Origin of the sequence: Streptomyces mobaraensis NBRC 13819 = DSM 40847 (assembly GCF_017916255.1) — a bacterium.
Classification (GTDB): Bacteria; Actinomycetota; Actinomycetes; order Streptomycetales; family Streptomycetaceae; genus Streptomyces; species Streptomyces mobaraensis.
Genome location: NZ_CP072827.1, coordinates 293,790 through 317,721 on the forward strand (window position 1 = coordinate 293,790; position 23,932 = coordinate 317,721).

The window sequence follows — 23,932 nt, forward strand, 5'->3', positions numbered from 1 at the left end:
CACCCGCGCGTCGTCGCCCGCGGACCGCCCATTCGACAGCTCGACGGAAAGGACGGACATGTTCTTCCTTGTCCTGGCCCTCTTCCTGCTCGGCGTCCTGACCGGGACGGCCGCGCACGTGCCCCTGTCCGTGACCCTGGTGTCCGCGGCGGCGATCCTCGTCTGGCTGGCCGCCTTCGCGGTGCGGGAGCGCCGGGCGCACCGGCGGGACCGGTAAGGAGGAGCCCCCGTGAACCCCTTCTCTTCCCCTTCCCTCGACGCGCGGAAGCCCGCCGGCCCCGCGGCCGGCGGCCGTGGCGCCGCCGACACGCACGAACGCGCCGGCGAGTACCGGGCCGCCCCCGTCAGGCCGGACGCCGGAGGCCCGGACCGCGTGCGGCATCCGGCCGACCTCGGCCCGGACGGCCGTCATCCGGCCAACCGGCCCGACGGGAACCGGAATCGGCGCCCGCATCAGGACACCGGTCCGCGCCCCGCGAGCCGGCGGTTCCGCGACCGCCGGGTTGCGGGCGCCGATCCGGCCGAACGGCGGCGCCGGAACGCCGACTTCATGGCCGTGACGTCGTTCGTCACGGGCCTGCTCGGGCTGTTGATCGCCAACCTCGTCTTCGGTCCCTGCGCCATCGCGCTGGGCGCCGTCGCCCTGGCCCGGGGGACCGTCCGGCGCTTCCGCGCCCGGCTCGGCATGGTGCTCGGCGCCGCCGGACTGGTGCTGTACGTGGTGCTCTCGGTGGCGGACGGGACACCGAGCTGGCACCTCTGAGCCCACAGGGGCGTCCGGGCCGCGTCCGGTCGTCGACGGACGCGGCCCGGACCATTGACAGCGGGTTGGTCTGAACCAACGATGCGCCCATGCCACGACGCCACGCATCCCTCCCCCGGCTCCTGACCCTCCTGACTCTCCTGGTCCTCACGGTCTGCGCGGTCCTCACCGGACCGTTCGGCTCCGCCACCGCCCACGGCACCGCGCGGCCCCTGCCGCCGGTGCTCTCCCGCGTACCGACGCACGACCGCGTCGTCTTCCTCACCATCGACGACGGCTGGTACCGGGACCCCGCGGCGGCTGCCCTGCTGCGCGACCGGCGGATCCCGGTCTCCCTCTTCCCGCTTCCGGACGCGGTGGAGCAGGATCCCGGCTACTTCCGGCAGTTGGTCCCGGGACACCGGCCGGCCGTCGGCAACCACACCGTCGGCCACCCCGACCTCACCACCCTCGACCTCACGGGGCAGCGGAAGGAGATCTGCGCGGCCCGCGACCGGCTGGCCGCCACGTTCGGTCGCGCGCCCGCGCTGCTGCGCCCGCCCTTCGGCCGTTACGACGACACCACCCGGGCCGCGGCGCGCGACTGCGGCGTCCGGGCGCTGGTCACCTGGACGCACGACTTCACGACCTGGGGCGACACCCCGCCGCCGGTGCCGCGGCTGCGGCGGGGTGACGTCGTCCTGCTGCACTTCACGCCCACCCTGACCGCCGACCTCGGCCGCGCCCTCACCGCGGCGCGCGAGGCCGGTCTCGTCCCGGCCCCGCTCGGCGCGTACGTCCGCTGAGCGGCCGCCGCTCACCCGAGTCCGCTGAGCAGCGGTCCGTAGTGGCCGCCGTCGCCCTCGGCGAAGGCCGCGAGCATGGCGGTGGCGTGGGCGCGGTCGTCCTCGTCGGGTTCCTCCTCGGCCAGTTCGTTCTCCAGCACCCACATCTCCAGCAGGACGGCGTGGCCCAGGAGGACGTCGGGGCCGCCGGCCTCGCCGAGCGTGCCGGCGGCGATACGGCGGACCGCGTCCCGCAGCGGAGCGTCCCCGTCCGCGTCGTCCGGGCCGTACGCCGTCTTCACCGCCTCGTTGAGGTCGACCGCGACGGGGGCGACGACGGCGAACTCGAAGTCGAGCAGGGCCACGACCTCGCCGTCGTGCCAGAGGGCGTTGGGCGCGCAGAAGTCACCGTGGTTGAGCGCGTGCTGCGCCCGGGGCAGGGCGGACCAGAAGCGGTCGAGGACGTGGCCGAGCCCCCGGGCCTGCTCGCCGGTGAGCTGCCGGGCCCGGACGAGCCGGTCGAGGGAGGCCGCCGCGTCCGCCGGGGTCTCGGGGAAGAAGGGCGAGCGCGCGCGGGCGTGCGGGGCCGCGGCGGCCGGGTCGACGCGGTGGACGTGCCGGACGCGCTGCCACATCTGTTCGAGGGCGCGTGCCCGCGCGGCGGGGTCCAGCGACGGCCAGACCTCCTCCAGGTTCTCCCCCGGCACCCGGCGGGTCAGCACCCATGCGTGTCCGTGCAGGACGCCCGAGTCGACGATCTCCGGGTAGCCGACCTCGGCCGGGAGCAGCCGGGCCAGCCGCTCCTCGCGCAGCAGGTCGGTCCGGCCGGGCGCGGTGGCGACGCGGACGACGAGGTCGTCGGTCAGCCAGGTGGCGTTGGTCCAGCCCCGGCCGCGGAGCGCGTCCGTGAGGCCGGTGCCGTACCGGCGCAGGATCTGCTCGGCGACGCGGCGGGGGGTTTCGGCGGCGGCCGACGCTCCCAAGTCCGCTGCTTCCCGCGTGATTTCCGTGTTCTCTGCGTTCTCTGTGTTCTCTGTGTTCGCAGCCGTCACGGTGGTGACGCTAACGCAGCGCCTGCCGGGCGGCCACCGAATTGGGCCGCCGGCCCGCACGACCTCCACGTGCGCGCGGGCCGGCTCCGTCCGTCCCGTCCGGGAGAGCCCCCGGGCGGAGCGTCGGATCAGTGGTGGATCTGCACCTCTTCCAGACCCAGGTACATCACGGACGGCCGCGCCGGGTTGAAGGCGATGGCCGAGATGCCGTCGTGGGCATTGTGCGTCTTGCCGACCTTGCCCGTCCGCGCGTCGTAGCGGTACAGGTCGGTGCCGTACGCCTGGAAGTACGTGCCGTACTCGAAGTAGAGGACGTTGGGGTCCACCGGGCTGGGCGCCAGCAGGGTGCTGTTGGTGAGTTCGGTGTCCGGGGTGTCGTCGACGATCCGGGTGTACGTCCGGCCGCCGTCGGTGGACCGGTACAGGTGCCGGCCCTCGGCGCCCGAGTTGGGCGCGGCCTCGACGAGGTCGATGCCCAGGGCGTAGACGACGTTGCGGTCGGCCGGGGAGACGGACGCCGCGAAGAGGTTGGACTTGCCGCCGGCCGTGGCGGACAGGCCGGTGGCGGCGGTCCAGGTGGCGCCGCCGTCGGTGGTGACCGCGCCGCCGGTCGTCATGCCGCCGGCGACCGCGTGGTCGAGGTCGGCCGGGTCGAAGGACACGGTGTAGACGCTCGCCCCCGGGCCGAAGGCGAGCTTGCCGAGCGGCTTCCAGGTGGCGCCCGCGTCCGTCGAGTCGTACAACTGTCCGTCGCTGCCGGCGAGGCGGACGTGGTCGCGGCGCGCCTTGTCGGTGCCGACGCCGACGATGTCGGCGCTGGGCGAGGACAGCTTGGTGACGGTTCTGCCGTCGACGCGGGCGAGGTAGCCGCCGTTCTTCTCCCAGGCGAAGGCCCGGCCGCCGGTGGCGGCGGTGAGCCAGGTGGAGCCGCTGCCCAGGGTCGCGACCTTGGTCCAGGTGCAGCCCGCGTCCGTCGAGCGCTGGAGCTCGTCGTTGTGCGTGGCGAGCAGGGTGTTGGGGGTGTCCAGCGCGACCAGGCCGTGGGTGTAGCTGACGGACTGCAGGGTGCCCGTCGTCGGGGCGAGGGTGGCACCGTCGTCGGTGGTGAAGGTGACGGCGCCGTCACCGGTGACCTTGGTGCACGAGGGGGCCCGCCACCCGGAGGTGGAGTCCGCCGCCTGGGCGGCGAGGGACGACTGGGCCAGGACGATGGTGGTGACGGCCGCGGTGACGGCCCATCCCATCCGCTTCACGATCTCTCCCTTGTGGGGCGCAGACATGAGGTTGTTGTTGACGATCAGGTTCTATCGGGGCGGAACTGCGGAGCAGAACACACTTGGGCGCCAATCTTCCTGTCCAGAAAGGATCTTGACGTAAGGTTTCCGGTCTGCGGGGAGGGGTTTCGTCACCGTTCCGCCCGCCGGAGTTCACCCGCGCGCCACTCGTCGGCCCGCTCGGCACGCCCGGGGGCCCGACGCGGCGGCCGCAGCCCCCGGCGCGCCGCGCGTTCGGCCGGCGACCGGCGACCTATACCGCTTTAGTCGATCCGGCCTCTCGGCCGTGCATCGGGCCGCGACATTTTCGATCTTGATCAGGCCCGGCCGCGGATCCTATTACCCGCGGGTATTCTCCGGCGGTCCCGGCCTGCCCTTCCCTTCGAGTTTCGGCACCCTCCGCGATCGCCGCAAGCGGTCTTTGGTAGAGCCATCTATCGGCGGGCGGAACGATACGGGAGCAGGATCACATTCAAGCGATCAACCATTGACACACCGCATTCAGTGATCAATCATCGCCGTACAGCCCAGACACCGACACACGGAGCCTGTCACCCCGCGTTCCTTACGCCACGGCGACCAGGCGGCCCGGAGGTTCGCCATGCCCTGACGACGCCGCATGAAGTCGTTCATGACGGCTGGTCGTTACCGGTGCGGCAGTCGAATTTCCCCCGGTAACCGCACGCCCCCCACCTGTGCCTTTCCCCGCTTTCCCCCCTCAGAAGCGGTCTTCCCCCCTCCCCTTGAGGAGAAGAAGCAGCCTTGCCCGCGCAGCAGACGCCCAGCGCCCCCACCCCCCAACAGCCGTACGCGGCGCGGAAGAAGCGGAAGGAGGGGACCGGCGGACCGCCCGCACGCTCCGCGCCGACCGCCGCCCCCGGCCGCGACCCCGCTCCGGCGGCCGACGCGCGGCACCGCGTCCCGGCGTCGTTCGCCCAGCGACGGCTGTGGTTCCTGGCCCAGTTGCCGGGGGCGAGCGAGGCGTACCACGTGCCGCTCGCCTTCGACGTGCGCGGTCCTCTCGACCGGACCGCCCTGGCCCGCGCGCTCGACGCCCTGACGGCGCGCCACGAGGCCCTGAGGACACGCCTGTTGGCGGTGGACGGCGAGGTATTCCAGCAGGTGGACCCGGTGGACACCGGGTTCGCGCTGTCCGTGGCCGACCTGTCACGGGCGCCCGGCACCGGGGCCGGTGCGGCGGAGCGGCTGGAGCGGCTGCGCCGGGAGGAGGCCGCGGCCCCCTTCGACCTGGCCCGGGGTCCGCTCGCGCGCGGCCGGCTGGTCGTCCTGGGCGAGGACCGGCACCAACTGCTGCTGACCTTCCACCACACCATTTACGACGGCTGGACGGAAGTCCTGCTGATGCGGGAACTCGGCGCCCTTTACACGGCGTTCCTGCGCGGCGAACCCGATCCGCTGCCGCCGCTCGCCTCCGGATACGCGGATTACGCCGTGCGGCAGAAGCGCGAGTGGGAGGACGGGACGTTCGCGGAGCAGGCCGCGTATTGGACGGAATCCCTGGCGGGGGCGCCGCCGTTGCTGGAACTCCCCACGGACCGGCCGCGTCCGGCGGAACAGGATTACCGCGGCGCCGAGGTCCCGTTCGCTTTCGACGCGGAACTGACGGCCGCGGTGAAGTCGCTCGGCGAGCGACACGGCGCCAGTTTGTTCATGACCGTGCTCACCGGCTGGTCCCTGCTGCTTTCCCGGATGTCCGGGCAACGGGATCTCGTCGTCGGGATACCGGTCGCGAACCGCCGGCGGGGCGACGTCGAGGACGTCGCGGGATTCTTCGTCAACACCCTGGCCCTGCGCGTCGACCTGTCCGGCGAGCCGACGGTCGCCGAGGCGCTGGACCGCGTACGGGCGGTGGCCCGGGCCGGGCTGCGCCGCCAGGACCTGCCGTTCGAGCACGTCGTCGAGCTGGTGAAGCCGGTGCGCAGCCCGGCGCACACCCCGCTGTTCCAGAACATGCTGGCGTGGCAGTACACGGACGGCGGCGCGCTGGAGCTGGCGGGCGTCGAGGTGACGCCGCTGCCGCTGCCGGCGCCCGGCGCCACGTTCGACCTGACGCTGATGGCGGCGGAGAAGGACGGCCGGCTGACCGGCTGCCTGCGCTACGCCGAGGCGCTGTTCGACGAGGTGACGGCCGAGCGGTACGTCGGCCGGCTGCGGCAGGTGCTGGCGTGGATGGCGGACGGCCCGGAGCGCCCGGTGGCGGACCTGTCGCTGCTCGACGGGCGCGAGCGCGGGCGGGTCGTGGAGGAGTGGAACGACACCGCCTCGCCGGCCGATCCGGCCGGGCTGGTGGCACGTTTCGAGGAGCAGGCGCGGACGCGTCCCGCCGCACCCGCCGTGGTGGACGGCGCGGTACGCCTCTCCTACGCGGAGCTCGACCGGCGCGCCAACCGGCTGGCCCACGCCCTGATCGCCCGCGGGGTTCGGCGCGGCCACGTCGTGGGGCTGCACCTACGGCGCTCGGCGGAGCTCGCGGTGGCCGCCCTGGGCGTCCTCAAGGCCGGGGGGACCTGCCTGCCGCTCGACCCGGACCTGCCGGCGGAGCGGCTGGCCGGGATGGTGGCGGACGCCGGTCCCGCAGTGGTGCTGAGCGGTGAGCCGGCGCGGCCCGAGGGGTGGGCGACGTTCGCCGCCGTCGAGGCGGAGGCGGCGCGCGCGGACGCGCCCGGCGTCGCGGTGTCCCCCGACGACCTCGCGTACGTGATCTACACCTCCGGCTCGACCGGCCGTCCCAAGGGCGTGGCGGTGCCGCACCGCGCCGTCCTCAACCTGCTGGACCACTGGGTGGCGCGGTGCGGCGCGCTGCCCGGCGAGCCCGCGTCGCAGTGGGCGAGCACCGGCTTCGACGTGGCCCAGCAGGAGTTGCTGCTGCCGCTGACCACCGGCGGGGTGCTGTACCCGGTGCCGGACGAGGTGCGCCTCGACCCGGCGGCGCTGGTGGACTGGATGCGGGAGCACCGGGTGGCGCAGGCGTTCCTGCCGCCGGCCTTCGTCCGGTGGATCGACGAGGCGCCCGAGGAGCGGCTGAAGGGGCTGGCACTGCGGCAGTTGCTGACGGGGGTGGAGTCGCTGCCCGAGGCCACGCTGCACCGCTTCACCGAGGCCCTGCCGGGGCTGCGGCTGCTGTACGGCTACGGGCCGACGGAGACGACGGTGTACAGCACGGCGTACTTCACGCCCCGGCCGCTGGACCGGCAGAGCCCGGTCGGCCGGCCGATCGCCAACACCCGGGTGTACGTGCTCGACGAGCGGCTGCGGCCGGTGCCGCCGGGTGTGCCGGGTGAGGTGTACGTGGCGGGGGCGGGCCTGGCCCGCGGCTACCTGGGCCGTCCGGGGCTGACGGCCGGGCGGTTCGTGGCCGACCCGTTCGTGCCGGGCGGGCGGATGTACCGCACCGGGGACCTGGCCCGGTGGCTGTCGGACGGCGATCTGGAGTACGCGGGGCGCCGGGACGACCAGGTGAAGCTGCGCGGGTTCCGGATCGAGCCGGGCGAAGTGGAGGCCGCGCTGCGGGCCGAGCCGGGCGTCGGCGAGGCGGCGGTGCTGGTGGACCGCGCCGCGCCGGGCGGTCCGGTCCTGGTGGCGGCCGTGGGGCGGGACGGCGTGGAGCCGCGCCCGGCGGCGGAGTGGCGGGCGGCGCTGGCCCGGCGGCTGCCGGACTACATGATCCCGCAGGTCTTCGTGGAGTTCCCGCGGCTGCCGCTGACGGCCAACGGCAAGCTCGACCGCGCGGCGGTGCTGGAGCGGGCCGCGTCGCGCGGCCCCGCCGTCGTCAACCAGGCCAGTCCGCGCGACTCCATAGAACTGACGCTGTATCAGATATGGCGAAGTCTGTTGCTGCATCAGGACATCGGCGTCCGCGACGACTTCTTCGCCCTCGGCGGCACGTCGATCTCCGCCATCAAGCTGGCGCACGCGGTCCGCGAGGCGTTCGGCGTCACCCTTCAGGTGCGGGACGTCCTGCTGCACCCGACGATCGAGGCGCTGGGCGGCCTGCTCCGCGAGGGCGCGGCGGAGCGCCGCCCCGGGAGCCTGATCGAGTTCCGCCCGGGGGCCGGCGGGGCGCGGGTGGTCTGCGTCCACCCGGCCGGCGGCACCGCGTTCTGCTACCTGCCGCTCGCCGGGCTGCTGCCCGACGAGGTCGGCGTGACCGGCGTCCAGGCGCCGGGCCTCAACGAGGGTGAATCGTTCCTGCCCACCGTCGAGGCGATGGCGGAGGAGTACCTGCGGCTGATCGAGCCGCTGCCCGACGCGCCGCTGGTGCTCACCGGCCTGTCGTACGGCGGGCTGATCGCGCACGAGATGGGCCGCAGGCTGGCGGCGGCCGGCCGCACCGGGGTCGGCGTGGTGCTGCTGGACACCCACGGCACCGACGACCCGGCCGAGCGGGCGGCGATCGGGCCGGTGGAACTCGCCGAGTTCCGCGACAAGCTCGTCCGCTTCAACGGGATGTACCCGGGGATCGACGACGAGCAGATCGAGCGGTACTTCCAGGTCTACAACCACAGCCGGCTGACGACGCGCGACTACGCGGTGCCGCCGACGGCCGCCCGCACGGTGCTGGTCCAGGCCGAGGGCCCGGAGGACGACCGGGTGGCACCCGAACAGCTGGCCCGCCAGCGGGAGTTCTGGGCCCGGCGGACCGGCGCCGGCCTGACCGTCGAACCGCTCGCCTGCGGCCACTGGGACGTCCTCGAGGGCGGCGGTGTGGCCCGGGTGGCCGCGCTGATCGAAGCCGAGCTGTCCCGCCTCGCGGCGTCCCCCGCCGCCGTCCCCACCCCCCGTACCGCCCCGGCGCAGGAGACACGATGACGAGCACCCCCCGCGGCCTGGCCCAGAGCGTCCTCGACCGGGCCCGCCGCACCCCGTCCGCCCCCGCCGTGGCGGAGGGCGACCGGATCCTCGACTACGCCGGACTCGACGCCGGTTCCGCCGCCGTCGCCCGCGCCCTGCGCGCCCATGGCGTGCGGCCTGGACAGGCGGTGGCCGTGGCGCTGCCGCGCTCGGCGCGCCTGGTCCGGGTGATGCTCGGCGTGCTGCGGCTGGGCGCGGTGGTGGTCCCGCTGGACGCGCAGAGCCCGGCCGGCCGGCAGCGGCACATCTTCGCCGACTCGGGTGCCGCCGTGGTGGTGCACGACGGGACGCCGCCCGCCGGCGCGGGCGAGGGCGTCACCGCGCTGGAGGCGGCGGCCCTGGAAGCCGGTCCGGTGGCGGACGGGCCGGTGGCGGACGAGCTGATGGCCGACCCGTCCGGCACGGCGTTCGTCTTCTACACCTCGGGCACCACCGGCCTCCCCAAGGGCGTCGAGGTGCCGGGCGCCGGGATCCTGCGGCTGGCCCGGCCGGGCTGGCTGCGGCCCGGCGGCCCGAAGCGGCACGCCTGGCTGGCCAACCCGGCGTTCGACGCCCTCAACTTCGAGGTGTGGGTGCCGCTGCTGACCGGCGGCTGCTGCGTGGTGCTCGACGACGCGACGGTGCAGTCCCCCGAGCTGCTGGCCGCCGCGCTGCGCGACGCCCGGATCGACACCCTGTTCGTCACGGCGGCCCTGTTCAACGCCGTGGTCGACACCGTCCCCGACTGCTTCGCCGGGGTCGGCGAGGTGCTGATCGGCGGCGAGAAGCTCACCGCCCGCGTCATCCGCGACTGGTACCGCGCCAACCCCCGTACCAGCACCACGCTGTACAACGCGTACGGCCCGACGGAGTGCACGACGTTCGCGCTGACGTATCCGATCCCGCGCGACTTCGACGGCGACGCGGTGCCGATCGGGCGCCCGCTGCCGGGCACCGGCGCGCTGGCCGTGGTGGGCGACCGCCCGGCCGCCCCCGGCGAGCTGGCCGAACTCCTGCTCTCCGGCGAGGGGTTGGCGGACGGCTACCGCAACCGCCCCGAGGAGACCGCCCGCGCCTTCGTCCGACTGCCGTGGCACGACGGCGGCCGGGAGCGCCACTACCGCAGCGGTGACCTCGTACGGCTGGACGACGACGGGCTGGTCACCTACGTCGGCCGGGTGGACCGGCAGGTGAAGGTGCGGGGCTTCCGCATCGAGCCCGGCGAGCTGGAGCAGCGGATCACGGCCCATCCGGCCGTCCGCCGGGCGCACGTCTGCGCCCGGCCCGACGCGGCCGGCGTGCTGGAGCTGCTGGCGTTCGTGGTGCCGGACGAGGGGCTGTCGTACGAGGAGTTCGACCGCCACCTGACCGCGGCCCTGCCGCCGTACATGCGCCCGCACCACCTGTACCGGGTGCCGGCCCTGCCGCGGAACGCCAACGGCAAGGTCGACGAGGCCGCGCTGCTGGCCCACGACGGGCGGCCGTGGCGCCCCGGGCGGACGCCGGGCGGCGGGGACGTCACCCCGTGGCAGCGCGAGGTGCTGGACCTGGCCGAGGAGGTGCTGGGCGTCACCGGCCTGCGCCCCGGCGACCGCTGGATCGCGAGTGGCGGCGACTCGCTCAAGGCGCTGCGGCTGCGCTTCGAGGCGCGCCGCCGCTGGGGCTGCGAGCCGCCGCGCGCGGCCGTGGTCGGCGGGGACTTCGCGTCCCTCGCCGCCGCCCTCGCCGCCCTGCGCGACGGCGAACCGGCCGCGTACCCGCCGGTGCCCGCCCCGGCGGACGCCCGTACGGCGCCCGCGACATCGGAACAGCAACGGCTGTGGCTGCTCCAGCAGCGGGAACCGGACTCCCGCGCGTACCACGTGGGCATGGCCTTCCGGCTGGACGGCGCCGTGGACACCGGCGCGCTGCGCGAGGCGCTGCGCCGGCTGGTGGTCCGCCATCCGGCGCTGCGCACGGCGTTCGTCCCCGCGGCCGAGGGGCTGCGGCAGGAGGTCGGCGCGCCCTACGACCCGTGGACGACCGGCGCGGACGCCGGGGACGAGGCGCGGCACCGGTTCCTCACCGCTCCGTTCGACCTGGCGCGGCCCGAGATGTTCCACGCCCGCTGGCTGCCGGAGGGCGACGGCGGGACGCTGCTGCTGCGGCTGCACCACATCGCGATCGACGGCTGGTCGCTGAACGTGCTGTTCGAGGAGGTGTCCGCGGCGTACGCGGCCCTGGTGTCCGGCGCGGAGCCGGACGAACCGGCCGCCGTGCCGACGCCGCTGGACTTCGCCGGCTGGCAGGCGGCGTGGTGCGCCACGCCGGGCTACGCCGAGCAGCGGGCGGCGCTGCGCGAGCGCCTGGCCGGTGTCGAGGAGGCGGAGCCCGCGCTGCCGTCCCTCCCCCGGCCGGCGGAGCCCGGGCGGCTGCTGTGCACGACGCTGGACGCGGAGCGGCGGGCGGTGCTCGACCGGCTCTGCGCCGACCTCGGGCTCACCCGCTTCCAGCTGCTGCTGGGCGTGTACGCGTGGAGCCTGTACGGGGTGGCGGGCCGGACCCGGCCGCGGCTGGCGGGCCCGGTGGCCAACCGGCCGGTGCGGGAGTTCGCGGACAGCGTCGGCATGTTCGCCAACACCCTGCCGCTGCCCGTCGAGGTGGCGCCGCGCGAGAGCCTGCGCGGTCAGCTGCTGCGCCAGGGCGAGCTGGTGCGGGAGGTGCTGGAGCGGCAGGACGTGGCGTTCGCGGACGTCCTGGCCGACCGTCCGTCCCGCCTGGACGGGCCGCCGTTCGACTTCCTGTTCGTCCTGGAGAACACGGACTTCTCCGCTCTGTCCCTGCCCGGCGTCGTGACGCGTCCGGTGTGGCACGCGCCCGCGGACGCCAAGTGCCCGATGACCCTGTCCGTCGTGGAGCGCGGCGACGGCCTGGACTGCCTGTGGGAGTACGCGGCCGACCACTTCACGGCCGACGAGGTCGCGGCCATGGACGACCTCTTCCGGCGGGGCCTGGACGCGCTCGCCGAGGGCGGCGACACGACCCCGGCCGAACTCGTGGCCGGCTACCGGCGGAGCCTGCCGGAGCCCGGGCGCGGTCCCGTGGCCGAGCCCGCGTTCACCACGGTGGCCGAGGGCTTCGCCCGCCAGGCGCGCCGCACCCCGGAGGCGACGGCGGTGGTGACACCGGACGGCCGGGAGATCCGCTACGCCGAACTCGCCTCGTACGCGGCCGGGTTGGCCCTGGAGCTGCGGGACCGGCACCCGCTGCCGCCCGCCTACCGGCCGGCGAGCGTCGCCCTGTACCTGGAAGCGTCGGCCGAGCACGTGGTGGCGCTCCTCGCGCTGGCCCGGCTCGGGGTGACCGCCGTCCCGCTGGACCCGGCGTACCCGCCGGAGCTGCTGCGGCAGGTGCTGGACCAGGCGGCGCCGCTGTGCGTGCTGGTCCCGCCGGGCGGCGCGCCCGCGCTCGACGCCATCGCCCCGGAGGGGCTGCCGCGCCACCCCGTGGTGCTGTCGGCGGCGCCGGACGGCACGAATCTACCGGAGAACCCGGGCAGGCGCCCGCTGTACACCCTCTTCACCTCCGGCTCCACGGGCCGGCCCAAGGGCGTCCAGGTGCCCGACGCGACGCTGTGCAACCTGCTGCGCTGGCAGGAGACGGACGGCGGGCTCGCGGGGCCCGCGGTGACCCAGCAGTTCTCGATGCTGTCGTTCGACGTGTCGTTCCAGGAGGTCTTCACCACGCTGACCGGCGGCGGCCGGCTGCACCTGGTCAGACCCGGCTGGCGGCGTGACGCGCCCGCGCTGCTGGAGCAGTTGGAGACGGCCGGCGTCGAGCGCCTCTTCCTGCCGTACGTGGCCCTCCAGTTGCTCGCCGAGCACGGGGTGCGGCTGGGCCGCTTCCCGTCCCGGCTGCGCGAAGTGGTCACGGCGGGCGAGCAGTTGCTGTGCACCGACGCCATCCGCGGCTGGTTCGCGGGGCTGCCGGATGCCCGGCTGTTCAACCACTACGGGCCGACCGAGACGCATGTCGTCAGCGGACTGTGCCTGGACGGCGACCCGGCCGGCTGGCCGTCCCGCCCGGCGATCGGCCGCCCGGTGGCGGGCGCCGTGCTGCGGGTGGTGGACGCGGAGGGCGAGCCCGTGCCGCCGGGCTGCCCGGGCAGCCTGCTGATCGGCGGCCCGATGGCCGCGCCCTGCTACCCGGGCGACGACGACCTCAACGCCGCGCGGTTCACCGAACTGCCCGGGGAGGGGCTGTTCTACCGCAGCGGCGACCGGGCGGCCTTCGACCGGCAGGGCCTGCTGCACTACCTGGGCCGCGAGGACCGGCAAGTGAAGCTGAGCGGCCACCGGTTGGAGCTGGGGCAGGTGGAGGCGGCGCTGCTGCGCCACCCGGCCGTCGTCAACGCGGTCGTGGCGCAGGACGGCGGGCGCCTGGTGGCGTCCTTCGAGTGCCACGGCGAGCCGCCGGCCGCCGACGAGCTGACGGCCCATCTGGCCGGGCTGCTGCCCTCGCACGTGCGGGTGGACCGCTTCCGCGTCGTGGAGGCGCTGCCGCTGACGCCGAGCGGCAAGCTGGACCGCCGACGCGCCCTGGCGGTCCCGGGGACGGACCTGCGGCCGGGACGTGGCTCCGGACCGGCGCCGTCGCCGCTGGAGGCGCGGCTCTCGGGGCTGCTGGAGGAGGTGCTGGGCCGTGCCGTCGATCCCGACGAGCGGTTCTTCGACGCCGGGGCGTCCAGTCTCGACCTGATGCGCTTTCATCTGCGCTGCACCGGCGAACCCGGGCTGCGGTTCACGATCCCCGACCTGTTCGAGCACGTCTCCGTCCGGCGGTTGGCCCGCTTCCTGGAAGAGGGCGCGGCGCCGGGTGCCCCCGCCGTCGCGGAGGACCGTCCCGCCGCCGACGAGCCGGTCGCCGTCGTCGGCATGGCCGTCCGGCTGCCCGGCGCGGACGACCTGGCCGCCTTCTGGGACCTGGTCCGCGAGGGCCGGCGCGGCATCGAACGGTTCGACGCGGCCGACGGACTGGTGGGCGCTCGCAGCCAGTTGACGGGCCCGCTGGACTTCGACCCGGAGCACTTCGGTATCAGCCGCCAGGAGGCGCGGCTGATGGATCCGCAGCAGCGCCACTTGCTGATGGCGTCGGTACAGGCGCTGGCCCATGCCGGGATCGCCGGCGATACGGCGGCGCGGCGGACCGGCATCGTCGCCGGCTGCGGTGAGAACACCTACTTCCAGTCCCTGCTGCGGGACGCCGACCCGGCCGCGCTGCCGGACGCGTTCCGGCTGGCCCAGCACCACGACAAGGACTTCCTCACCACCAAGGTCGCCTACCACCTGGGGCTGACCGGCCCGGCGTTCACCGTGCAGGCCGCCTGCTCCAGTTCGCTGCTCGCGGTGCACGTCGCCGCCGGGCTGCTACGGCAGGGGGACGCGGAGGTGATGCTGGCCGGCGGCGTCCTCGTCGACCCGACGCTGACCGGCGGCTACCGCTACCAGCCGCAGCACATCTTCTCCCCCGACGGCCACTGCCGCCCCTTCAGCGACGACGCCGCCGGGACGGTCGGCGCCAGCGGTGTCGGCGTGGTGGTGCTCAAGCCGCTGCGGCTGGCCCGGCGGGACGGCGACACCGTGTACGCGGTGGTCACCGGCTCGGCCGTGAACAACGACGGCGCGGACAAGATGAGTTACAGCGCGCCCTCGCTCGCCGGGCAGCGCGAGGTGATCCGCACCGCCCTGCGGCGCAGCGGCCGGACCGCCGCCGACCTCGGCTACGTCGAGGCGCACGGCACCGGCACCCGGCTCGGCGACCCGGTCGAGGTGGGCGCGCTGCGGCAGGCGTACGGCCTGGAGGAGCCGGGCCGGTGCGCGCTGTCGTCGGTGAAGAGCCAGCTGGGGCACCTGGGGGCGGCCGCGGGCGTCGTCGGGCTGGTCCGCGCGGCGCTGGCGGTGCACCACGGCGTCGTCCCGCCGACCGTCGACTTCCGGCGGCTCAACCCGCGGATCGCCGACGAGCGGCTGCCGTTCCGGATCCCGACGGCGGCGGAACCCTGGCCCGCGGACCGGCCGCGGGTCGCGGCGGTCAGCAGCTTCGGCATCGGCGGCACCAACACCCACGTCGTTCTGGAGGCCGGCGAACCGGCCGCCCCCGAAGCGACCGGACCGGCCGTGCCCGTCCTGCCGCTGTCCAGCGGCAGCGAGGCCGGCCTGCGCGCCGACGCGGCCCGGATCGCCGACTACCTGGAGGCGCGCCCGGAGGCGTACGGCCGGGTGCTGCGACACCTCCAGTCCGGGCGCCCGGCCCGCCGATGGCGAGCGGCGGCGGTGTGCGCCGACGCGGCGGAGGCGGTGACCTGGCTGCGGACGGTCAACGGCGACACGGCCGGGGCGACGGACGGCACGACCGCGTCGCCGGACGGCACGACCGCATCGCCGGACGGCACGACCGCGTCGCCGGACGGCACGACCGCGTCGCCGGACGGCACGACCGTCGGCGCGCAGGGCGGGCCGGCCGGCGACACGCAAGGCGAGCCGGCCGGCGACCCGACAGCCGCGTGGCGAGCCGGCACGAACGCCGACGCCCTGCCGGCCGGCGAACCGGCGACCGCGTGGCAGGCCGGCACGGCCGTCGACACCCAGAACCTCCCGGCCGACGAGCCCGCGGTCGCACGGCGGACCGGCACGGGCCTCGACGCCCAAGTCCTGTCGCCCGCCGACCTGGTGGCCGCGTGGCGGGCCGGTGCGGACGTTCGCTGGCCGGAGGGGTCGGCGCAGGCGCCGTGGGACTTTCCGCCGCCCGCTTTCGACCTGGCCCGCTACGAGGTCGAGCGGGTGGCGGCTCCCACCCGGGAGCCCTCCTGGCCCGAGCGGCTGCCGGAGGCCGAGTGGCTGCGCCAGCCGCACTGGGTGCGGCGGCACCACGCGGGCACGGACCCGGCGGCCCGGGTCGCCGGCATGCTCGTCGTCCTGACGGACGGCCCGCTGCCGGAGGGCGCGCTGCGCCCGTTCGAGGCGGCGTTCGAGCGGGTGGCGCACGTCCGGGCCGCGGCGTCCTTCGCCCGCGTCGGCGCGGACCGGTACGAGGCCGACCCGGCCGACCCCGGGTCGCTGCGGCAGCTGTTCGACGCGCTGGGCGCCGCCGGGGCGGACACGGTCGACTGGCTGCACGCGCTGCCGCTCGCCGTCGAGGGCCCGGTCGGCGAGGAGGCGCTGGAGCGCGCCCGTTGGGCGTGTCTCGACACGCCCGCCGCGCTGCTGCGGGCCGCCGCGGACCTGCCCGCCGGGACGCGGCTGCGCCCGTGGTGGCTGTCGTACGGCGCCCATCCGGTCGAGGGTCCGGTCACCCGCCCCGAACTCGGGCTGCTGGCGGGCGCGTCGGAGGTGGTGCCGCAGGAGTGCGGCGTGGACGGCCGCTGGCTGGACCTGCCGGGCCGCGACCCGGCCGACTGGGCCGCGCTGCCCGCCCTGCTGGCCGAGGCGGACGAGGCGGACCCGGCTGCGGAGCTGCCACGCCGGCTGGCGCTGCGGCAGGGCTACTGGTGGCGGCAGGCGCTGCTGCCGGTGCCCGCGCCCGCCCCGGTGGCGGCGCCGGCACGGCCGGTGGGCCCGGGCACGTACCTGGTGCTCGGCGGGACGGGCGGCATCGGCCGCAGCGTCGCCGCCCGGCTGCTGGAGCACGCCGGCTGCCGGGTCGTGCTGCTCGCCCGCCACGCCGAGCTCCCGGAGGAGCTGGCGCCCTGGGCCGACCGCGTCGACCTGCTGGAGGCGGACCTCGCGACGGAGGCGCCGGAGGCGGTCCTCGACCGGCTCGCCACCCGTGTCGACGGCGTGGTGCACGCGGCGGGCGTGGCCGCGGGCGGCCTGCTGCTGCGGCGCGACGCCGCCGCGGCGCGGGCGGCCTCGGCGGCCAAGCTGCGCGGCGCGCTCCTGGTGGAGCGGCTGATCGAGCGCGACCGGCCCGCGTTCGCCGTCTACTGCTCGTCGATGGCGGCGCAGCTCGGCGGGGTCGGCCAGTTCGACTACGCCGCCGCGAACGGCCTGCTGGACGGCTTCGCCCGGTACCAGGGGGACGGGAGCACACTGCGGATCGGCGTCGGCTGGGACGTGTGGAGCGAGACCGGCATGGCGCTGGACGCGCTGCACGCCGACGCCCGCCACCAGGCACACCTCGCGGTGGGACTGACGGTGAAGGAGGGGCAGCGGCTGTTCGCCGACGCGCTGCGGCTGCGCCTGCCCCAGCTCCTGGTGTCCACCACGGACCCCGAGGAGGCGCGCGTCTTCTACGCGCCGCCGCCCGGTGCCGGCCGGCCCGCGACCGCCGAGGCGCGCCCCGCGCCGGCGGCGGCCGAGCGGCTCGCCGAGTGGCTCCGCCGCTCCCTGGGCGTCGACGAGCTCGACCCGGAGGCGTCCCTGTACGACCACGGCGCCGACTCCCTCACCCTCCTCGACCTCATCGGCACGGTCGAGGAGGAGTACGGCGTCGAGCTCGAACTGTCGCGGCTGAGCCACCGGGTGAGCCTGGCGGAGGTGCTGGCGCACCTCGCGGAGGCCACCGGCGCTTCCGGTCACGCCTGCGACGAGGTGCCGCTGGACGTCTGGCAGGAGGGCACGGGCGGCGACGTGCTGTGCCTGGTGCACCCGGTCGGCGGCGACGTGCGGGCGTACCGCGAGCTGGTGTCGGCCCTCGACCCCCGGCTGACGGTCTGCCTGATCAGCGATCCGGGCCTGCGCGGCGCGGAGGCCCCGGCCTGGACGGTCGCCGAGCGCGCGGACCGCTACCGCGCGGCGCTGCGCCGGCGCTTCCCCCGGGACGCCTGGCGCTGGCGGCTGGCCGGCTGGTCGTTCGGCGCGTGGGTGGCCCAGGCGATGGCGGCCGGGGAGGAGGCGTCCGACGGGCCGGTCGCGGAGCTGTACCTGCTGGACCCGCCGCCGCCCGGCGCCGGGAAGGACGTACCGGGCTACGACGAGGGCCAGTTGGAGCGGCTGTTCGCCCGGGAGCTGGCCGAGGCCGGTTCCGGCGCCCCTGCGGGTCCGGAGGCCCGGGCGTACGCCGAGCGGCTGGCGCGCTGCTGCCGCGCCAACCTGGCGGGCATGGCGGGCCACGAACCGCCGCCGCTGCCCGCGACGCCCGTCCGGCTGTGGCTCGCGGAGCGGGCGGAGGCCGGGCTGCCCTCCCGGGTGCCGGCGGCGGAGCAACGGCGGCTCTGGGCCGGGCGGTTGCCGCTGCTGGCGGAGGCGCGGTGCCTGGACACCACGCACTACGGCATCGTCCGGCCGCCGCACGTGGCGGCGGTCGCCGAGGCCGTCAACGCGGCGTGCGTCCCCGCGCCGGAGGCGACCGCCCGTGCCTGAGCCGACCGGCGCCGGCACATCACGACCACCCACACGGACGAACCGAGGCCGAGAACCCCACCCCATGAATCCCTATCAGTCACTCCCGTCCCACTCCTTCTGGCGGACCGCGGTCGCCGAGCCCGCGTGGGCGGACATCGACGGCCTGTGGACGCCGAAGTTCGCCATCGGCCAGGACGACGTCCTCCTCACGGCCGGATCCTGCTTCGCCCGGCACATCGGCCGCGCCCTGCGCGACCGGGGCATGAACTGGCGCGACACCGAGCCCGCGCCCCCGGGCCTGACCCCGGAGCAGCGCCGCGACCGCCACTTCGGCGTGTTCTCCTTCCGCACCGGCAACATCTACACCGCCGCCGTGCTGCGCCAGTGGTTCGCGTGGGCGCTGGGCGCGGAGGAGCCGCCGCGCGAGGTGTGGCACGACGGCGACCGCTTCCACGACCCCTGCCGCCCGGCGGTCGAGCCGGCCGGGTACGCGTCCGCCGAAGAGCTGTTCGCCGCGCGGGCGGCGACGCTCGCCGCCGTCCGCGCGGGCCTCGCGGAGGCGGACTGCCTGATCTTCACCCTGGGCCTGACCGAGGCGTGGCGCGACCGCGACGGCGGCCCGGTCCACCCGGTCTGCCCGGGCACCGTGCGCGGCACCTTCGACCCCGAGCGGCACGTCTTCCACAACTTCGCCTTCGACGAGGTGCGCCGGGACCTGACCGCCGCCCTGGAGCTGGCCCGGTCCGTCAACCCCGGGCTGAAGGTGCTGCTCACCGTCTCGCCGGTGCCGCTGACGGCGACCGCGACCGGCGGTCACGCGCTCACCGCCACGACGTACTCGAAGTCGGTCCTGCGGGCCGTCGCCGGCCAACTCGCCGCCGAACACGGGCACGTGGACTACTTCCCGTCGTACGAGCTGGTCACCGGCGCGCCGTTCCGCGGGGTGTTCTTCGAGCCGAACCTGCGGACGGTGACGCCGGAGGGCGTCGCCTTCGTGATGGACCGGTTCTTCGGCGCGCTCGAAGGACGGCGGGCGGCCCCCGTGAGTCCGCCCGCTACCGACCGCTCCCCCGCCCACCCCACCGCCGGAGAGGACTTCTGGTGTGACGACGCCGTACTCGACTACTACAGCCCCCGCTGACGCCGCCCCCGCCAGGTTCCTGCTGCTGGGCGACTCCCACGCCGGTCCCGTCGGCCGGGCGGCGCAGGCGGCCAGGATCCCGTTCGCGGGCGGGCCCATCGGCTCGGGGCGGGACTTCACCGCCGGCTTCTACGACCTGCGGGGGCGGGACGTCGTCTTCCGCGACGCGGAGACGGAGGCGCGCTACCGCTCGTTCCTCGACGAGCTGGGGGTGCCGGGTCTGGACCGGCTGACCGTGCCGCTGGTGTGCACGTTCGGCTTCAGCGCCCACTTCGTCGCGACGACGGAGAACTGGCGGATCTACCGCACCCGCGGCGGCGCCTTCCCGCCGGGCTTCCTCGACAGCCCGCTGTTCGACGCGCTCGTCCGGGCGGCCGTCCGCGACGCGCTGGCGTTCTACGCCCACGCCCGCGGCCTCGGCCTCCGGGTGCTGGCGGTGATGCCGCCGCAGCGGGTGCCCGGCATGTCGGACCGCGAGGTGTTCATGGCGGCGCAGGAGTGCGTCCGCCGGGCCGTCGCCGCGCTGGGCGTGGAGGTCGTGGACCTGCGCGCCCGCACCACCGACGCGTCGGGGCTCCAGCGGCCCGAGCTGTGCGAGAAGGACGACATCATCCACGGCAACCTCGCCTTCGGCCGCATCATCCTCGCCGAACTCCTCGACCGCGGGCTCTGAAGCCCCTCACCCCTACCGCGACGCAGTACAGGAAAGGCCATGGAAGACTACGCACTCGACGCCGTGAAGGCGCTCACCACCCGCCCGAAGCCCGCCTACGAGACCATCACCCTGGACCCGGTCACCCCGGTCCTCGGCGCGGAGGTCTCCGGCGTCGACCTCTCCCAGGAGCTGACCGACCGTCAACTGGCCGAGATCAAGGACGCGTTCCTCGCCCACCACGTCCTGGTCTTCCGCGACCAGGAGATCACGTCCGAGGACCACAAGCGGTTCGCGGCGCACTTCGGCCCGCTGCACCCGGTGGCGCTGGCCGCCCCCGACAGCGACCCGTACGTGCTGGAGATCAGCGCGTCGGCCGAGTCGAAGAACGTGGCGGGCAACGGCTGGCACGCCGACGGAACCGCCGACGCCGAGCCGTCGCTCGGCTCGATGCTGCACATCACCCGCATACCGGAGGCCGGCAGCGGCGGCGACACCATGTTCGCCAACATGCACCTCGCCTACGAGATGCTCTCCCCCGCCATGAAGGCGTTCCTCGACGGCCTGACCGCGGTCCACGACGGCGCCCAGCCCTGGGGCAAGCAGGGCCCGCCGGCCGAGTACGAGGTGCCGGTGAACGAGCACCCGGTCGTCGTCCGCCACCCGGAGACCGGCCGCAAGCTCCTCTTCGTCAACCGTCCCTACACCTCGCACATCCCGCAGCTGTCGGCGGCCGAGAGCGAGGCCCTGCTGGAGCTGCTGTACCGGCACATCGCCGGGACGCCGTTGCTCGCCTGCCGGGTGCGCTGGCAGCCGAACACCCTGGTGTTCTGGGACAACCGCTGCGTCCAGCACCACGCGATCTGGGACTACTTCCCGCACGGCCGCTACGGTCGCCGGGTCGCCATCGACGGTACCAAGCCGCAGAGTTGACGAAGCGTCAGCGGCGGTCCGCCCTCCCCCGGCGGCGGGGAGGGCGGACCGCCGTCCGGTGTCCGGGTCAGGGTCCGGTGTCGCCCGGGTGGGAGCAGAGCCCGCCGCGGTAGCCGCTGTCGTACCAGGCGCCGGTGGCGTCGAAGTCCAGGTTGGTGCGGCCCGGGCCCACACAGCGGTGGTAGTTGGACCGGGGGAAGCGCGTGACCTGGATCCACACGTTGGTGTTGGTGGCGCAGTGCTCGTAGTAGGCGCGCTCGCCGCCCCTGCTCTCGTTCCAGCCGCAGCCCTGGATCCGCTCCGGGGCGGCGGTCGCGGGGGCGACCGTGGCGCACGCGAGGGCGCCGGCCAGGGTGACCGCCGCGAGGCCGAGCCGGGCGGTGGTGGCGGACAGTGTTCCGCGGAGTTTCATGCGTCGTCTCCTTCGCCGGAGGGTGGTGGCGAATCCCGTCCCGCCACCGCTGCCAACGACGCCAGAGTGGCCTGACGAGGGCCGTGTCACCAGGTGTTTCGACGGTGCTCGAAGGAGTCGGAACGACGTTTCCGGGTTCGAACGGCCGTCCGTTTTCCCGGCGTTGCCCGGCCCCGGCCGCCTCAGGCCCCCGCGGCCCTCTCCAGACTCTCGGCCAGCCCCGCCGCGAGCCGCCCGCAGGCCGCCCGGCGCCGCTCCTCCCGGCCGTCGGCCGTGTCCTGCCCGGCGAGCGCGAGGGCGTAGGCGTTCACCGCCGCGAACGGGTAGCACGCCGCGTAGGCGGCCGGGTCCGCCGCCGCGTAGGCCGCCGCCAGCGCGCGGGCCTGGACGATGGCGTTGGCGTCGGCGTAGGACGTCACGTTGGCGCCGGTGTTGAGCCGGGCGTAGCCGTCCGCGAACTCCCGGGCCTCGGCCTCGCCGTAGTCGTTGGTGCGCGCCCAGGCGAGGGCGTTGGACGCGGACGTGGCGAAGGCGTCGGCGTACGGGTAGGCGCGCCGGTGGACGTCCCGCAGGACGGGTTCGAGGGCGGCGGCCCAGGCGTCCTCCGCGGCCGGCTCCCCCGCCGCCGCCCTCGCGTGCAGCGCCCGTACGTCCTCGTAGGGCCCCGCCTCGTCCGGTCCGGCCAGCAGCGGTACGACGGTGCGGGCGTGCCAGTCGTGGACGGCGGTGAGGGGGATCCGGCCGTCGAGGCGGGCGCAGGCGTCGTGGACGCGGCGGGCCCACTCGGCGGCCGCTGCGGGGCCCTGGCCGTTCTGGCCGCTCTGGCCGCTCTGGCCGCTCTGGCCGTTGTGACCGTTCTGATCTGCCTGGTCGCTCCGGCCGTCCTGGCCGTCCCACAGGGCGCCGGTGAGCTGGACGAACCAGTCGGGCAGGTCCGGGCCCGGCGTGGGACGCTCCTCCCACCGGCCGGCCGCGGCGGCGTCGAGCCGGGTGAGGAAGCGCGGGAGTGCCTCGGCGGAGGGCGCGGGACGGCTCACGGTTCTTTCTCCTGTCCGCTGTACTGCTGGTTCGCGCGCGCCGGGATGCTCCGGCCCGCACCCGTATCCTCACCCGCCGGGGGCGCCGGGCGCGATGTCGCGATCATCACCTGGCGCGGAGAATCCGGCACGGAGGATCCGGCACGGAGGAGGCCCCGTCCGGCCGCTTGGGTTCTAGTGGTCGTCGCAACACCCCAGCTCAGGGGATGCGATGGACTTCAAGATCCGTGAGAGCCGCAGGGAACAGGGCCCACGGAAGCTGCACCGGGAACGGGAGGAATACTTCCGGCTCATGCAGCTGGGATTCGGTAACGCGGAGGCGAGCCGACGCGTAGGTGTCAACCCTCGGACCGGCCGTGAGTGGCGCAACGGCCGGCCCGAGGGCCGCAGGAAGCCGCCGAGGCTGCCCGCACACGCTGTGCGGGCGCCCTCGCTGTCGTCCCGGTACCTGACCGAGACCGACCGGATCCACATCGCCGACCGGCTGCGGGAGAAGGCATCGGTGCGGGCGATCGCGGCCGAGCTGGGCCGCAGCCCCTCCACGGTCAGCCGCGAGATCCGCCGCAACCGCCACCCCGTGGGCGGGCAGTACCGTCCCCACGCTGCCCAGGCCCGCGCCGATGCCCGCCGGCCCCGCCCCAAGCAGGGGAAGATCGCCCGCAACCCGGCACTCCGGGACTTCATCCAGCGCCACCTGAGACGGCGGTGGAGCCCGGAACAGATCTGCAACGCTCTGCGGGCACAGTTCCCGAACCGGCCGGAGATGCACGTGGTCCACGAAACCGTCTACCAGGCCCTCTACATCCAAGGACGCGGCGAACTGCGCCGCGAAGTGGCCCGCTCCCTGCGAAGCGGCCGGGCCATGCGCAGGCCACAGCGCCAGGCCGCCTCGCGCCAGCCGCGCTTCACCCACCCCATGGTCATGATCAGCGAACGCCCCGCCGAGGCCGAGGACCGGGCGGTGCCCGGCCACTGGGAAGGCGACCTGATCATCGGCAAGGACAGCGGTTCCGCGATCGGCACCCTGGTCGAGCGCGCCACCCGCTACGTGATGCTGGTCCATCTGCCGGACGGCCGCGGTGCCGAGCAGGTCCGCGACGCGCTCCAGGAGACCGTGCAGCGGCTTCCCACCCACCTGAAACGGTCCCTGACCTGGGACCAGGGCAGCGAGATGGCCGCCCACCACGCTTTCACCATCGCCACTGATGTCCCGGTCTACTTCTGCGATCCCGCCAGCCCCTGGCAGCGCGGCTCGAACGAGAACACCAACGGCCTCCTGCGGCAGTACTTCCCCAAGGGCACCGACCTGTCCGCCCACAGCCGTGAAGACCTCGACGCCGTCGCAGCCGAACTCAACGGCCGCCCACGCAAAACGCTCGGCTGGGAAACCCCAGCCGAGCGCCTGCATAAACTGCTTGCGGCCTGATCAACACGACCACGTGTTGCAACGACCCCTAGAAACCGCCCCGTCGGACGGGGCCTCCTCCGCTCACCTGCCTACTTGCCCGGTACGGGTCCTTCCGCGCGAGGGAGACGCTTGATCCAGCCCGGCAGCCTGCGCGGCTCGCGGGTGCTGTCCGACTCGCCCTTGTTGCACGCGGGGCACGGGTGCACCAGTTTGGTGCCGCCCTGCAGATGCTCGTCGATGAATCCCACTCCGAAGCACTTGTGGCACATCGCGATCACTCCTAGCTGTGTTCAATGCGCCCGGTGCCGCCGCAGTCGGAGCACGA

The 23,932-nt window shown here is 75.0% G+C and carries 14 protein-coding genes; 9 read left to right on the top strand and 5 right to left on the bottom strand.

Going from position 1 to position 23,932, the window contains the following annotated elements:
* The first annotated feature begins 58 nt into the window (after positions 1–58).
* The 3 genes from J7W19_RS01085 (at position 59) to J7W19_RS01095 (ending at position 1,548) form a co-directional block, all read left to right on the top strand.
* Positions 59–217 (top strand): hypothetical protein, encoded by a 159-nt coding sequence (locus J7W19_RS01085; protein WP_004944687.1) that lies wholly within the window; start codon positions 59–61, stop codon positions 215–217.
* A gap of 12 nt (positions 218–229) precedes the next feature.
* Positions 230–763: a DUF4190 domain-containing protein gene (locus J7W19_RS33590; protein WP_004944683.1), complete on the top strand. Its 534-nt coding sequence runs from the start codon at positions 230–232 to the stop codon at positions 761–763.
* An 89-nt stretch (positions 764–852) separates the two neighbouring features.
* A complete protein-coding gene (locus J7W19_RS01095) occupies positions 853–1,548 on the top strand; it encodes a polysaccharide deacetylase family protein (RefSeq protein ID WP_004944681.1) in 696 nt (231 codons plus the stop codon).
* Between the two features lie 11 nt (positions 1,549–1,559).
* Here J7W19_RS01095 and J7W19_RS01100 read toward each other — a convergent pair whose 3' ends face one another.
* Positions 1,560–2,510: a phosphotransferase family protein gene (locus tag J7W19_RS01100; protein WP_004944678.1), complete on the bottom strand. Its 951-nt coding sequence runs from the start codon at positions 2,508–2,510 to the stop codon at positions 1,560–1,562.
* A 197-nt stretch (positions 2,511–2,707) separates the two neighbouring features.
* Complete coding sequence (locus J7W19_RS01105) at positions 2,708–3,859, bottom strand: WD40/YVTN/BNR-like repeat-containing protein (RefSeq protein ID WP_233478045.1); 1,152 nt, start codon at positions 3,857–3,859, stop codon at positions 2,708–2,710.
* A 756-nt stretch (positions 3,860–4,615) separates the two neighbouring features.
* On the opposite strand from J7W19_RS01105, the gene J7W19_RS01110 reads away from it, so the two are divergent.
* From J7W19_RS01110 to J7W19_RS01135, 5 genes are all read left to right on the top strand, one after another.
* Entirely contained in the window at positions 4,616–8,683 is a 4,068-nt protein-coding gene (locus J7W19_RS01110; RefSeq protein WP_004944672.1) for a non-ribosomal peptide synthetase, read from the top strand.
* On the top strand, positions 8,680–18,042 hold the full coding sequence (locus tag J7W19_RS01115; protein WP_004944669.1) for a non-ribosomal peptide synthetase: 9,363 nt from the start codon (positions 8,680–8,682) through the stop codon (positions 18,040–18,042). The genes J7W19_RS01110 and J7W19_RS01115 overlap by 4 nt, the downstream gene beginning before the upstream one ends.
* Positions 18,043–18,106: 64 nt before the next feature.
* The gene (locus J7W19_RS01125; protein WP_004944667.1) at positions 18,107–19,165 is read left to right on the top strand and encodes a GSCFA domain-containing protein; all 1,059 of its coding nucleotides are present in this window, start codon (positions 18,107–18,109) and stop codon (positions 19,163–19,165) included.
* Positions 19,128–19,838, top strand: coding sequence for a hypothetical protein (locus J7W19_RS01130; protein WP_004944665.1), 711 nt, complete (start codon positions 19,128–19,130; stop codon positions 19,836–19,838). The genes J7W19_RS01125 and J7W19_RS01130 overlap by 38 nt, the downstream gene beginning before the upstream one ends.
* Before the next feature lie 39 nt (positions 19,839–19,877).
* Positions 19,878–20,750, top strand: a complete 873-nt coding sequence (locus J7W19_RS01135) for a TauD/TfdA dioxygenase family protein (RefSeq protein WP_004944661.1) — start codon at positions 19,878–19,880, stop codon at positions 20,748–20,750.
* Positions 20,751–20,817: 67 nt separating this feature from the next.
* Here the strand turns inward: J7W19_RS01135 and J7W19_RS01140 are convergent, their stop codons facing one another.
* Both J7W19_RS01140 and J7W19_RS01145 read right to left on the bottom strand, forming a co-directional pair.
* A complete protein-coding gene (locus tag J7W19_RS01140; protein WP_004944658.1) occupies positions 20,818–21,162 on the bottom strand; it encodes a DUF6355 family natural product biosynthesis protein in 345 nt (114 codons plus the stop codon).
* 182 nt (positions 21,163–21,344) lie between these two features.
* Positions 21,345–22,199, bottom strand: a complete 855-nt coding sequence (locus J7W19_RS01145) for a hypothetical protein (RefSeq protein ID WP_004944656.1) — start codon at positions 22,197–22,199, stop codon at positions 21,345–21,347.
* A 211-nt stretch (positions 22,200–22,410) separates the two neighbouring features.
* Between J7W19_RS01145 and J7W19_RS01150 the strand changes: the two genes are divergently transcribed.
* Positions 22,411–23,625 carry an IS30 family transposase gene (locus J7W19_RS01150; RefSeq protein WP_004956531.1) on the top strand — a complete coding sequence of 405 codons (1,215 nt, stop codon included), beginning with the start codon at positions 22,411–22,413 and terminating at the stop codon, positions 23,623–23,625.
* A gap of 71 nt (positions 23,626–23,696) precedes the next feature.
* On the opposite strand, the gene J7W19_RS01155 is transcribed toward J7W19_RS01150, so the two are convergent.
* A complete protein-coding gene (locus J7W19_RS01155; RefSeq protein WP_152266132.1) occupies positions 23,697–23,876 on the bottom strand; it encodes a hypothetical protein in 180 nt (59 codons plus the stop codon).
* Between the last annotated feature and the right edge of the window lie 56 nt (positions 23,877–23,932).

Excerpts from the sequence above, each read along its gene's own strand:
- J7W19_RS01135 (WP_004944661.1), top strand. The coding sequence starts at position 19,878 with ATGGAAGACTACGCACTCGACGCCGTGAAGGCGCTCACCACCCGCCCG.
- J7W19_RS01085 (WP_004944687.1), top strand. The coding sequence starts at position 59 with ATGTTCTTCCTTGTCCTGGCCCTCTTCCTGCTCGGCGTCCTGACCGGG.
- J7W19_RS01105 (WP_233478045.1), bottom strand. The coding sequence starts at position 3,859 with ATGTCTGCGCCCCACAAGGGAGAGATCGTGAAGCGGATGGGATGGGCC.
- J7W19_RS01140 (WP_004944658.1), bottom strand. The coding sequence starts at position 21,162 with ATGAAACTCCGCGGAACACTGTCCGCCACCACCGCCCGGCTCGGCCTC.
- J7W19_RS01150 (WP_004956531.1), top strand. The coding sequence starts at position 22,411 with ATGGACTTCAAGATCCGTGAGAGCCGCAGGGAACAGGGCCCACGGAAG.
- J7W19_RS01115 (WP_004944669.1), top strand. The coding sequence starts at position 8,680 with ATGACGAGCACCCCCCGCGGCCTGGCCCAGAGCGTCCTCGACCGGGCC.
- J7W19_RS01155 (WP_152266132.1), bottom strand. The coding sequence starts at position 23,876 with ATGTGCCACAAGTGCTTCGGAGTGGGATTCATCGACGAGCATCTGCAG.
- J7W19_RS01095 (WP_004944681.1), top strand. The coding sequence starts at position 853 with ATGCCACGACGCCACGCATCCCTCCCCCGGCTCCTGACCCTCCTGACT.
- J7W19_RS01125 (WP_004944667.1), top strand. The coding sequence starts at position 18,107 with ATGAATCCCTATCAGTCACTCCCGTCCCACTCCTTCTGGCGGACCGCG.